15 protein-coding genes are annotated in these 11518 nt (G+C 69.4%); 5 read left to right on the top strand and 10 right to left on the bottom strand.

What is annotated here, in order from left to right; all coding sequences use genetic code 11:
* Positions 1-74 precede the first annotated feature (74 nt).
* Both ACGFSA_RS25040 and ACGFSA_RS25035 read right to left on the bottom strand, forming a co-directional pair.
* On the bottom strand, positions 75-395 hold the full coding sequence (locus ACGFSA_RS25040; protein ID WP_393307776.1) for a hypothetical protein: 321 nt from the start codon (positions 393-395) through the stop codon (positions 75-77).
* Positions 396-594: 199 nt separating this feature from the next.
* Positions 595-969 (bottom strand): restriction endonuclease, encoded by a 375-nt coding sequence (locus tag ACGFSA_RS25035; protein WP_393307774.1) that lies wholly within the window; start codon positions 967-969, stop codon positions 595-597.
* Between the two features lie 464 nt (positions 970-1433).
* Between ACGFSA_RS25035 and ACGFSA_RS25030 the strand changes: the two genes are divergently transcribed.
* Genes ACGFSA_RS25030 through ACGFSA_RS25015 form a run of 4 tightly spaced genes read left to right on the top strand, consistent with a single transcriptional unit; the run spans position 1434 to position 5237 of the window.
* On the top strand, positions 1434-2684 hold the full coding sequence (locus tag ACGFSA_RS25030) for a serine hydrolase domain-containing protein (protein ID WP_393307772.1): 1251 nt from the start codon (positions 1434-1436) through the stop codon (positions 2682-2684).
* A 9-nt stretch (positions 2685-2693) separates the two neighbouring features.
* Positions 2694-3389, top strand: coding sequence for a VanZ family protein (locus ACGFSA_RS25025; protein ID WP_393307770.1), 696 nt, complete (start codon positions 2694-2696; stop codon positions 3387-3389).
* Between the two features lie 59 nt (positions 3390-3448).
* Positions 3449-4165, top strand: a complete 717-nt coding sequence (locus ACGFSA_RS25020; protein ID WP_393307768.1) for a response regulator transcription factor — start codon at positions 3449-3451, stop codon at positions 4163-4165.
* Positions 4158-5237, top strand: coding sequence for a sensor histidine kinase (locus tag ACGFSA_RS25015; RefSeq protein ID WP_393307766.1), 1080 nt, complete (start codon positions 4158-4160; stop codon positions 5235-5237). The genes ACGFSA_RS25020 and ACGFSA_RS25015 overlap by 8 nt, the downstream gene beginning before the upstream one ends.
* Before the next feature lie 48 nt (positions 5238-5285).
* Here ACGFSA_RS25015 and ACGFSA_RS25010 read toward each other — a convergent pair whose 3' ends face one another.
* The 6 genes from ACGFSA_RS25010 to ACGFSA_RS24985 form a co-directional block, all read right to left on the bottom strand.
* Positions 5286-5411 carry a hypothetical protein gene (locus ACGFSA_RS25010; RefSeq protein ID WP_393307764.1) on the bottom strand — a complete coding sequence of 42 codons (126 nt, stop codon included), beginning with the start codon at positions 5409-5411 and terminating at the stop codon, positions 5286-5288.
* Between the two features lie 736 nt (positions 5412-6147).
* A complete protein-coding gene (locus ACGFSA_RS25005) occupies positions 6148-6294 on the bottom strand; it encodes a hypothetical protein (RefSeq protein ID WP_393307762.1) in 147 nt (48 codons plus the stop codon).
* Positions 6291-7160: a class I SAM-dependent methyltransferase gene (locus ACGFSA_RS25000; RefSeq protein ID WP_393307760.1), complete on the bottom strand. Its 870-nt coding sequence runs from the start codon at positions 7158-7160 to the stop codon at positions 6291-6293. Before ACGFSA_RS25000 ends, ACGFSA_RS25005 begins: the two co-directional genes overlap by 4 nt.
* The gene (locus ACGFSA_RS24995) at positions 7157-8308 is read right to left on the bottom strand and encodes a methyltransferase domain-containing protein (RefSeq protein ID WP_393307758.1); all 1152 of its coding nucleotides are present in this window, start codon (positions 8306-8308) and stop codon (positions 7157-7159) included. Before ACGFSA_RS24995 ends, ACGFSA_RS25000 begins: the two co-directional genes overlap by 4 nt.
* Positions 8309-8466: 158 nt before the next feature.
* Positions 8467-8970 carry an HIT family protein gene (locus ACGFSA_RS24990; protein ID WP_393307756.1) on the bottom strand — a complete coding sequence of 168 codons (504 nt, stop codon included), beginning with the start codon at positions 8968-8970 and terminating at the stop codon, positions 8467-8469.
* On the bottom strand, positions 8967-9419 hold the full coding sequence (locus ACGFSA_RS24985) for an NUDIX domain-containing protein (RefSeq protein ID WP_393307754.1): 453 nt from the start codon (positions 9417-9419) through the stop codon (positions 8967-8969). Before ACGFSA_RS24985 ends, ACGFSA_RS24990 begins: the two co-directional genes overlap by 4 nt.
* 17 nt (positions 9420-9436) lie before the next feature.
* Between ACGFSA_RS24985 and ACGFSA_RS24980 the strand changes: the two genes are divergently transcribed.
* Positions 9437-9595: a hypothetical protein gene (locus ACGFSA_RS24980; RefSeq protein ID WP_393307752.1), complete on the top strand. Its 159-nt coding sequence runs from the start codon at positions 9437-9439 to the stop codon at positions 9593-9595.
* Between the two features lie 241 nt (positions 9596-9836).
* Here the strand turns inward: ACGFSA_RS24980 and ACGFSA_RS24975 are convergent, their stop codons facing one another.
* Together ACGFSA_RS24975 and ACGFSA_RS24970 are read right to left on the bottom strand one after the other, a co-directional pair.
* A complete protein-coding gene (locus ACGFSA_RS24975; RefSeq protein WP_393307750.1) occupies positions 9837-10763 on the bottom strand; it encodes a hypothetical protein in 927 nt (308 codons plus the stop codon).
* A gap of 305 nt (positions 10764-11068) precedes the next feature.
* Positions 11069-11398: a DNA glycosylase AlkZ-like family protein gene (locus tag ACGFSA_RS24970; protein WP_393307874.1), complete on the bottom strand. Its 330-nt coding sequence runs from the start codon at positions 11396-11398 to the stop codon at positions 11069-11071.
* Positions 11399-11518 lie beyond the last annotated feature (120 nt).

The following is an 11518-nucleotide window of genomic DNA, read 5'->3' as shown; positions in this document are numbered from 1 at the left end:
CAGCCCTCGCCCCTGCCTCAGTTCCGGACGGCACATGGCCCGCCGCCGACGTCGTCGTCCTGCGCAACCGGCCGCTACGTGCCGGAACCGACCGAGCGATGCTGTCCCGCTTCGGCGATCCGGTCTGGCACATCAAGCCGGCTCATCCCGACGCGCACCTCAACATCACACCGCTGACCTGGAGCCATTACCCGACGGCTTTCGAGCGGCCCTTCAAGACCTTCTTCCTGGCGGCGCTCGACCACCCCTACCCGGGCAACCCGGACGCGATCCAGCGCGGCGGCGAACGCGCGAGCGTGGCAACGTTCCGCTACTGGTTCACGGACCTGAAGGTCTTCGCCGAGTGGCTCGTCGGCGTGGGCGTGTTCCGTCTGTGCGACGTCACGGAACGCCATCTCGACGCTTACCGCACGTACGTGCTCGGCCTGGCCCGCAAGACCGGACGCAAGGTGGATCTGCTGGCTGCAGTGCGTACGCTGTGGCTGTACGGACCGCATCTGCCTGCCGAGGGACGGCTCGCTACCGGCTACCCCTGGCCCGGGACGCCCGAGGATGACCTCAAGAACCCTTCCGGCGGCCGTGAGGAGGCTCTGCCTACGCGGCCACGCGGCGGTCTGCGGGGTGACGCAGCGGCGACGGAACACGCTCCAGCAGTTCCCACAGCGGGCGGCGGGACGCCCACTGGGCGAGGAGGTCGCAGCCGACCAGGTGGACGCCGAGCATCCGGGCCGAGGAGACGGCCTTGCTCGTGAACTTCCCGTTGGTCACGATCACAGCGAACGTGGCCTTGTGGACCTCACTGGCTGTGCCCTTCAGCTCCCGGACCACGCGGACATCGACGGCGTCGCCGCGGGTGCCGTGGCGGCGGTGCTTGCACTGCACCGCCCAGATCCGGTGGTCGAGGTCGACGGCACGGACACCGCACACGTCGTCATTGGCCCCGCCGACGTGTAGGTGCTCGCGCACCATGTCGCCGTTGCGACGTTCTGGGCAGGGCTGATGAGTTCCGTTCTCAGGTTGCTGTCGTAGCCCTGTTCTCAAGATCGTGTCGGTTTCTTGAGGCGCGCCTCGGCGTCCGAGTTCCGGCGTCGAGTCAGGCATGTGCCGACATACGGGAGATCCACCTGTCCGTTAGAAGGGTCATGCCGGCACCTATCGGTTCGGCGCCACTTGACGCGTGTCGACTACGCCGCGTTTCCGACAGGCGGCCGACCGCCGCCCGGGATGCGGTAGAGCAGTGTGTTGGATCAAGCAACGCGACTGGTCATGCCGCTACCTCGTCATACCCGGATCGCGGCAGGGGATTCCGTGTATCGCGCGCGTATCGAAAATCGCATACGCCAACGCAACAGCCTTGCGTCTTCAGTGGAGGCATGAACCACAGCGCATCACTGTCAGCGCCAGATTTGTTCGACCGGGAAAGGACCGTGATCATGGACTCGGATTCGGTACAGGGCATCGACCGGCGGCGGCTGTTCAGATGGGGCGGGCTGGCTGCCGCTGGCGTGGTGGCGGCCGGCGTGCCGCTGGTAGGCGCCGGGATCGGCCACGCCGACTCGGCTCCAACCGACTCGTCCGGGGACGACCGGATCCCGCAGGACACCCTGCCCGGCGGAGCCTACGACCGGTACGTGGCGCAACTGGCCGCCGAGGGCAAGTTCTCCGGCGTGGTGCTGCTGGCGCACCGGGGCCGCACGGTCCTGTCTCGCAGCTACGGCATGGCCGACAAGGAGAAGGGGATCCCCAACCGCGAGGGCACCGCGTTCAGCCTCAGTTCGGCGGGCAAGCCGTTCCACGCGGTGGCTATCTTGCAGCTGGCGCAGCAGGGCAAGCTGCGGCTGTCGGACACGGTGGGCACCCACCTGACCGGCTTCGCCAAGGACATCGCCGAGCAGGTGACCATCCACCACCTGCTGTCCGGCACCTCCAGGCTGGATTCCCCGGATGAGGACGTGCAACGCGTCTTCCAGAGCCGGGACGAGGTGCACGAGTACTACGAGCAGCGGGCCCGGCAGGCGAAACTGGTGGGCGTCCCCGGCACTCCCGACACCGTCCACGCGGAGGCGGAGGTCACCTTTTCCGCGCTGATCGTGGAGGCCGTGGCCGGCACGACGTACTGGGACTACGTCCAGGAGAACATCTTCAAGCGCTGTGGTATGACCAGCTCGGCGTTCTACACCAGGCCGCAGTGGCTCACCGACCCGCACATCGCGCACCCGTACATGGAACTGGCCGACGGCAGCGTGGTGGACGCGCTCCGCAACCTGGACCAGGGCAGCCCGTACCCGTACGCACTCGGCAAGAACCCGGGCCGCGCCTTCATCGATGCCCCCGGGGACGGCGGCTTCGCCACCGCGCCGGATCTGGTCCGGTTCGCGCAGGCGCTGACCGACGGCACGGTGCTGGACCGGCCCTGGGCCGACGTGCTCTTCGGGGCCAAAATCCCCCACGGGCCGACGTCGTTCGGTGCGTACGGGCTCGCGATCGACGTCGTCAATGGCCAGTGGGAGTACCAGCATGCCGGTGGAAACCCCGGTGTCGGCGCCAACTGGAGCATCTACCCGTACACCGGCTGGGTCGCCGTCACCCTCGTCAACCGCGACTCCGACAGCCTGGTGGACATCCTCGAGCAGCAGACGCAGGCCATCACCGGCGCTGCGCCCTCCGGCGGGGCGGGCGGCTGAGGTGGGAACATGAACCACAGCCCATCCCCGTCAGCACCGCCCCGCCGGATCATGCTCGCCGGCCTGGCGATCCTCGGCCTGGCGGGCGTGCTGTTCGCCGTGTGGCGGCCGCTCATGATGACCGCTCCGGCCTGCATGGCCGGGCGGTGGCACGGCTGCTTCGATACGTTCAACGGTGTGCTGCTCATGATGCTGGTCGGGCTGCCGTTGGCTGCTCTGGTGGTGTGGGCTCTGGCGAGCCTGCGGCGCGCCGGCGGTGTCACGTCGGCGTGGCGGATGTCGCTGGCCGAGGTGGGCATGGTCTACGGGACGGTGCCGATGGTGTGGCTGACCCTGCAACCGGGCCCGGGGGCCGGCGTCGTCCCCGGCCGGGTGAGCCTGATCCCGCTGCGGGACCTGGTCACGATGGGGCCGGTCGGGATCGGCGGCAACCTGCTGATCTTCGCGGCGCTGGGGTTCTTCGCTCCGGTGCGGTTCGCGGCGCTGGCGTCCGTGCCGCGGATCCTGGTGCTCGGGGCGAGCTACTCGGTCCTGGTCGAGACCGCACAGTACGTCCTGCGGCTGGACAGGGTGTCGTCCGTGGATGACGTACTGGTCAACGCCGCCGGCGCCGTGCTGTTCGGGCTGGCGTCGCGCCGCTTGTGGCGCACTACGGCGGAGGTGCCGTCGGACCAGCCTCGCCCCGCGCCGGCGCCGGCAGGGTGAGTCGCGTGTCCGGTGTGCACCCGTCGGCGCCGATTTTGTGATGACAATAGACTTCACGCATGCGCGTGCTGATCGTGGAGGACGAGCCCTACCTGGCCGAGGCGGTCCGTGACGGTCTGCGGCTGGAGGCGATTGCCGCCGACATCGCCGGCGACGGCGACGCCGCCCTGGAATTGCTCAGCGTCAACTCCTACGACCTCGCGGTCCTCGACCGTGACATCCCCGGACCCTCCGGCGACGAGGTCGCCCGGCGCATCGTCGCCTCCGGCAGTGGCATCCCGATCCTCATGCTCACCGCTGCCGACCGGATCGACGACAAGGCGTCTGGTTTCGAGCTCGGCGCCGACGACTACCTCACCAAACCGTTCGAGCTGCGGGAGCTCGTCCTGCGGCTGAGGGCGCTTGACCGCAGACGCGGGTACGCCCGGCCTCCGGTGCACGAGATCGCGGGCCTGCGGCTCGACCCGTTCCGCCGGGAGGTCTTCCGCGACGAACGCTACGTCGCGCTCACGCGCAAGCAGTTCGCGGTGCTGGAAGTCCTCGTCGCCGCCGAGGGCGGGGTCGTCAGGGCCGAAGAGCTGCTGGAACGGGCCTGGGACGAGAACGCCAATCCCTTCACCAACGCCGTGCGCATCACCGTCTCCGCGCTGCGTAAACGGCTCGGCGAACCATGGATCATCGCCACGGTGCCCGGCGTCGGCTACCGGATCGACACCGGTATGAACACCGTCGCCCCGGACCGGGACATCGCCGCCCCCGGCAGTACGTATGCATAGACGCCCAGGGCTCAGCGCCCGACTGAAACTCACCCTCAGCTACGCCGGATTCGTTCTGCTCGCCGGCGTTCTCCTACTGGCCGTGGTGTGGGTGTTCCTGCTGCGCTACGTACCGGACAGCGATGTGGGTCTTCTCAGGGTCGCACCCAACCGCTACGTCCTCCTGCAAGCCTTCGTCCCCGCCGCGGCCGCGGCTATGGTCTTCCTGCTCGTGTTTGGGCTCGTCGGGGGATGGATCCTCGCCGGCCGGATGCTCGCACCACTCACACAGATCACGGATGCGGCCCGGATAACCGAGAACGGGTCGCTGTCCCACCGGATCCGCATGAAGGGCCGCCAGGACGAATTCCGTGAACTCTCCGACGCGTTCGACTCGATGCTCGAACAACTCGAGTCCCACGTCGCCGAGCAGCAGCGATTCGCCGCGAACGCCTCCCACGAACTGCGCACCCCGCTGGCGATCTCGCGGGCGCTCCTCGACGTCGCCCGCAAGGACCCCACGCGGGAACGGGACGAACTCATCGAACGCCTGCACGCAGTCAACCAGCGGGCGACCGACCTCACCGAGGCCCTCCTGCTGCTCAGCCGCGGCGACCGCGGAAACTTCACCCGCGAGAGCGTCGACCTCTCCCTCATCGCCGAAGAAGCCGCAGAAACGCTGCTTCCCCTCGCCGAACAGCGCCGGATCGCGCTGGACGTCACCGGCGGGCCGGCCCCGACCAGCGGCTCCGCCGAGCTCCTGTTGCGGATGGTGACGAACCTCGTCCAGAACGCCGTCGTCCACAACCTCCCCGCCGACGGCACCGTGGCAGTCCACACCGAGGCGCACGGCGACACGAGCGTGCTGCAGGTCGAGAACACGGGTCGCCGGCTCCCACCGGAACTGGTACCGACCCTCATCGAACCCTTCCAGCGCGGAACAGAACGCGTACGCACCGACGAGCACGCCGGCGTCGGCCTCGGCCTGGCCATCGTGCACAGCATCGTCCGCGCCCACGACGGGACCCTCGACCTCGTCCCCAGCCCCGACGGCGGCCTCCTCGTCATGGTCCGGCTGCCCGGCACGCCGTAGGCAGCGTTCCCCGAGCGGGCCCGTTCGGGCTGGCGCCGTTCTTGGCGATCAGGCCGAGCGCCGCTGAACCTCGAGCCGCTCACCGGCCTCGCGCACCTCCGCGTCATCCGCTGCACCACCACGGCCGACGTCGCCCACGACCGCGTCGTCCAGCGCGCCAAGGAGGACACGCACCGGGCCGCCCACGGCGACCAGGACCTGCTTGAAGCCATCGCTGCCGGAGAGTACTCTCTCGAATCCTTCATGCCGATCTCCCCGGACGTCCCCACGCTGACCGTGGATACCTCGGACGGCTACCAGCCGGCTTTGCCGGATATCGCAGCATTCGCCCGGCAACCGTCCACAACGGTGCGCCACCCGAACGCATAATGGAAAGCTGACGCGCGCGGCGGAAGGGACGCGCCGACGCACGCCGCATCGTCGGCATGCCAGCCGCCTCATCCCCTGATCCCGGTGTTTCTCACCAAGCCTTCAACCCACCATTTCACCAGCCGGGAATGCGGACAGCCCTAAGCAGCCATGTAACGTCGTGGGCGCCGTGCGGCAGGCCATCCCAGCGAGCTCGGAGGGCCGCTCCATCCGCCTACGGCCGGTCCGAACTGGCCGGACTCGTCGAACCCGGTGCGAACCGCTGTCGCGCGGGCGTAGGCGGACGGCACTGTTTCGCTCGGCCAGAGGGCCGCGGCGGTGAGCGACTGCGCCAGGCCGCAGATCGGGTTACCCCTGTCGGTCGACAGTCCCGCCTCCAAGAGCGGTCACGGGCTGACCACATCCCAAGGAGGACGTCGCCCAACATGAGCACGTTGTCAGAGGAATCCATTACGGATCGCTGACCTCCTGCTGTCCGAGTTGGAACCGGATACGCTCGCGGTGCGAAACTCGACAAGTCGAAGCTCGACACGTGGGTTGCCTAGTGAACGGAGACCAGATGCCACAGGCCGGCGGCGTACACCTGCCCGGCCCGCCGCGACAGCAGGACCTCCGGCCCCTCGCCGGTCTCCCTTCGCAGGATCAGGTGGACGTCCACCGGCTCGGTGTGCCGCTCTCCGCTGCTCACGATGCACTTCCGGGGCGTCGGGCGAGCAGGACCGTGAACACGGCGTTCTCCACCAGGGATCCGTCGATCGCGTGCGTGTGGAGCAGCGTGTGAGCCTCGTCCTCGAACGCGGCGTGTCGCTGCCCGAAGAGCTCCGCGCCGGCGAAGGAGGTGCTGCGCAGGTAGCCGAGCACGGTGTCCGGTCTCCAGATGCGGGCAACGAGGATGCGGTGTTCGGTAACGTCGCTCCACGGCGACGCGGCGAGGTCCTCCTCGTACGAGCGACGGGGCTCGGAGTAGGAGCCGCAGGTGCCCGCCCGGCGCTCGGAGCCCAGGTAGCGCTGGATCAGTCCGCGCAGCGCACGGGTCCAGTCGGCTCGGAGGGTCCACAGGCTCCCGTCGCCCATGATCGCCACCGTGGCGTCCGGCGCGGCGACCCGGTCCGCCATCTTCAGCACCGCCGGACCGTCCATCCAGTGGTAGGACCGGCAGCAGGTGATCAAGTCCGGCGCTTGTGCCTCTTCGCCGGGCAGAGGTTTGAGCGGTCTGTACGCGTCGGCCGCGCAGCGGACGAGGGTGAGGGTGCAGCGGTCGAGCGCGGGAGCCAGCGCGTCCCGGGCCTGGTCCAGCATCTGCTGGCTGACGTCGACCGCCTCGATGTGCGCCAGATCAGGGACAGCCGCCCGGAGGGCGAGCGGCACCTGCCCGGTGCCGGTGCCCAGGTCCAGCAGCACCGGCACCGACCGTCCGCGCAGAATGTCGGCCAGCAGCCGAACCGCCGCGTCCGGAACACCGGATCGGTAGCGGGCGTAGGTCGCGGCCGCGGCCGCGAACAGCGCCTCCTGCTCTGGCGGAAGGTCAGGGAAGGGCACGTCGGGATAGGTCACGAGGCGGCTCCCTCATCGAGCGGACGGGCGGAAGGAAGCTGCCAGGACAGGCGGCCGCACTGGGAGGCGGCCCGCTGTCCGCCGTCCAGGTCGAAGAAGAGGCGATAGCGGGCGGGAGAACCTGCCGCCCGCCACCGGCCGGCGAGGTCCTGTAGCTCCTTCCAGATATCGCGCGGCCCGTGGGTGGTGACGCTCCAGCGCCGGTGGCCCACCTCCTCCACACGCAGCCACGACCCGCAGCCGGGCGCGCCGATCACCAGATTCTCGGCGCCGAAGTCCCGCACCAGCCCGCCGCCGAGGAGATGGTCGGCCGCCAGCCAGAAACCCCGGTCAGTATCCGCGGGCGGCGCCACCATGGTCCGCTGAGTCCACGTGCCCGGCTCGGTACCGATGCGCTGCCGGAACTCCTCGCTGAGCCAGATCCGCTCCATGCCGTGGCCGGCCCGGTGGGCGAACTCCACGGCCCGCAGCTCCGCCTGGAGCTGGCCATCGGTGGTGCACTCGACGACGGCGAGAGCGGGCCACGATGGGGATGCGGTCGTGACGTGCGCCAGTAGCCGGCCCCCGGGTGCGAGCTGCTCGACGAGGGCGGCCGGCACGCGCTCCACCGCGTACGAAACGAAGACCCGGTCGTACGGCGCCTGCGCGGAGCAGCCCTCATCTCCCGACCCGCACACCACCTGCGGCCGGAAGCCGAGACCTTCGAGCCGCGCCGCGGCAGCGTCGGTCAGGTGCCGGTCCCGGTCGAGGGTGACCACCGCACGGTCGCCGCAGACCTGACAGGTCACCGCGGCGGTCACCCCCGCGCCCGTGCCGACATCCAGCACCCGCTGACCCGGGCGAAGATCGAGTTCCTCCAGCAACGTGGCGGTCAGGCCCATCACCGTGGACATCGACGTGATCGACGCCCCCGACCGTGACCCGCGCGCCCGGCCCAGCACCGGTTCCCCGTCATGTTGCACGAGCACACTGGCACCGCCGTAGAGCAGACCGAGCAGCTCGGGGCGGTCCTGCGGTGCCGCCCAGTCCAGCAAGTCCCACCGCGGCGGCGTCTCGCCGGGGGCGCTGCGTCGCACGTACGCCTGCGGCATCAGCACCTCGCGGGGCAGCACCAGCAGGGCGTCCCGGATCGGACCCGGCCCCAGCACTCCTTGCTCCTCCAGCTGGGCGACCATCGCCGCCCGTGCGGCGGGCGGGTCCTCTGCCGGGCGGTCGGCATGTCCGGCCTCAGAGGAGTGAACCGAGCACGCTTCAGTGTGACGACCAGCCGTGTCTGGGCTGTCGGCTGCTGCAGTGCGCGTGCCTCTCATGCCGTTCCTTCCAGCATCCGCCGCAGGGCTGTGGCGTCGCGCTGGAGCACGGCCTCGTCCTGGCGGCCGTGGTCGAGCAGAGCGAAGGGCACCGGCCCGCCCGGCGCCGGGTCCGCACCCGCCTCGCGTCGCGGAAGGACGTGGTAGTGCGCATGTGGGATGGCGTTGCCGAGCAGTAAGTAGTTCATCTTCATCGGCCGGTAGTGGCTCTCAAGCGCTCGGCCCAGGGTGAGGGTGTCGCGCCAGAAGGCGGCCGCTTCGCCGTCCGAGAGTTCGGTGGGCTCGGCAACGTGCCGCGCGGTCAAGATAGTGATGGCGTAGCCCCGGACTTGGCCCGAGCGCCAGAGGTAGGACTGGGACACCTCGCCGCGGTGCAGCAGCAGTCCCCACCCGATGTCGTCGGCCTCCCAGTCGTTGCTGCACATCGGACAGTCGCGGCCGGCGCGGTGCGCGAGGAAGTGTTCGGGCCAGGAAGCTGTACTCGGCTCCGGAAGCGTCATCGGTCCCAGCCTATCTCGGAGTACAGGCGACCGCCGAGAATGCCGTGGATCGCCAGGCGGATGTACGGCACGACTTCGACCGGAAGATCCTGCGGGTCCCACCACCGCCACTCCACGCAACGGTCAGGCTCCAGGATTTCCGGGGTGCCGGACCAGGACCGGGCCCGGAAAACCAGCCCGATCCGCGGCCGGGCGCCCGGGGAGTCGACGAGGTGGACGAGGTGCACGAGCTCGACATCTGCCGGATCGATAGTCAGACCGGCCTCTTCCTTGGCCTCTCTGACCAGGCAGGTGATCGCGGCTTCCCGCTCGCAGTGGCCGGCGAGGAAGTGCCATGCGGTCGGCGCGAACTTTGAGTCAGGGTGGCGCAGACCGAGGAGGATCCGGCCGTGCTCGTCCTGGAGGTGGAGGTGGACACCGACGATGCTGCGCGGCGGGCCCCGGACCAAACGGAGTGGCCCAACTCATGGATACCCAGACCTTGCTCCTCCTCGCGGTCATAGCCGTGATCACTGGCTGCGCCGCGTTCTCCAGCCCGCCCCTGGGTGCCGCGATCGCAGTAGATGCCACCGTCGTGGGAATCCTGTACATGATCGTCAAGGATGACGGGGGAGGCGGCAGCTGATCCGGAGTGCCCTGCTGAACGGGCTTGTTGGACACGCGGAACCCCGTCCCGACCTGACGGGGTCCGGTGTTCAGCAACCGATCGGTTCCTGAACAGCCGGAAGAGGAGAGGAGGATCAAGCGGCCGACTGCTGACCTCTCGCAGCGAAGCTTGAGCGATTCTCAGCGCAGGCTGGTGGACGGCGCTTCTCTCATCGATGGTTGAGCAGGTTTCGGTGCCAGGGGCCCGGGGTGAGCATGGCTCAGAGTCTGTGGTCGATGATCTTCTTTTCCCGTATCAGTTTTTCCAGCTCTGTGTTCGAGAGCGGGTGCAGGGTGTTCAGGAGACGGCGTAGCCCGGGTTCATCGAGGGTCTGGCTGGTGCCTTCGACCTCCGCGTCCCGGTGGCGGCGGGTGAGGGTGACGGCGCGGATGCCGCCGGGGAAGTCGCGGACCGTGCGCATCTCGCTGTGCCCGTCTACCGTGCAGGTCACGTTCTTCTCTGCGAGCTCGGGGCATCGGGGTGCCGGCGTGAGCGGCGAGCGCACCGTGAGGTCCACGTACGCGTACTCGTCCTGCTGAACGGAGCGGTATTCGACGTGGAAGTAGGCGGGGCCGACCTCGGCACGGGACGCCCGCATGCCGGGCGGCGCAGCGCCCAGGTACAGCAGCTCCGACTTCTCCCGGTACCGCGTGACCTCCGCCTCGTGCTGCCGCTGCTGCGACTGCGCCGGGCCGATGAAGCCCCCATAGGCCACCCCGGCCAACAGCATGGCCATCGCACCCAGCCGCACCCACCGGCTCGGCACGAAGAACGCCGCGGCCACTGCGTACGGCGCCCCCGTCAGCGCGATCCGGGTACCGGCGCTCCCCAGGTCAACGTCTCCACTGTAGGCGGCCAGACCTGCCAGGACGCCGAGCGTGCCGAGGACGAAGACCAGTACCGCCCAGCCGAGCCGCTGCGGTACGGAGCCGCACAGCGGCAACACGGCCCGCGCCGGTATCCCCGTCGTGGCCAGCAGACCCACCGTCAGCGGCACACCCAACGCGAAGATCGGCACCGTCGCATCAACCCCACCACCCCAGCCGGCCACCAGCAGCCCGAAGCCGAGCATCGGCACCGCAGCCGTCATCGTCGCCCAGACCAGGAAGAGATGCAGGGCCGTCAGCGTCCCTCTGCCACTCGTCATATCGCGGATCCTGCCAGCCGGTCTCCTGGCGTACATGAGTTCCCGTACTCAGCACACAATCTCGGGCGGGGGGTGCCACAGGGGGACGAACATCGCAGCCAGGCCATGAGCGCGGGGCAACACTGCAGGTCAGAAGCCTGCATGGCCGCTGGCGCGGACGTTGGCGACACGGCCGCGTGTGGCTGGAGCCGCTGCGACCGATCAGCCGTTTCCGTCCGGGCCGTCAGCACACCTGGTAGGAAGCCGCCGGCCGGACGTCAGCGGGGCCACAGCTGTGGTACCCCGGCCGGCTCCGTACCTGCGCCCTACCGGGAGGCCCCGGCCCGTTCAGGCGGCGGGCTGCAGAAAGCGCTGACAGCAGAGGCTTCCGCATCGACCAAGACCTGGACCTGCGTCGACAGGGGCGCAAACGCGTCCACCTGAACAACACGGTCGGCATCGCGGCGGGCCCACGTGCCGATGGTCAGGCCATCCGCAACAACCGTGGGACGGATGACCCCACCGCCCGGCCAGACCCGGCCAAGGTGAGCGGCGGGAACCGACAACTCCCGGGTGCGGTAGCCGACGAGGTAGTTGTCGTAGGCAGGCAGCATCCGCACATCCCTGGCACCAGGGCTGCCCGGAAGTTCTTCCATACGCTCGGCCGGCACGCTCAGCACGCCGGTCGGTCTCGGCGGCGCGGGCGGTGATTTCCTCGCTCACCGTCAGGGCCGTTTCCACGGCGAGTGGGGTGAGCATCTGCAGCAGGAGTTCGG

The sequence above is a fragment of the Streptomyces sp. NPDC048496 genome (genome assembly GCF_043200055.1).
GTDB lineage: Bacteria > Actinomycetota > Actinomycetes > Streptomycetales > Streptomycetaceae > Streptomyces.
Note: the sequence above shows the minus strand (reverse complement) of the source record. Positions and strands in the feature narration are given on the sequence as shown.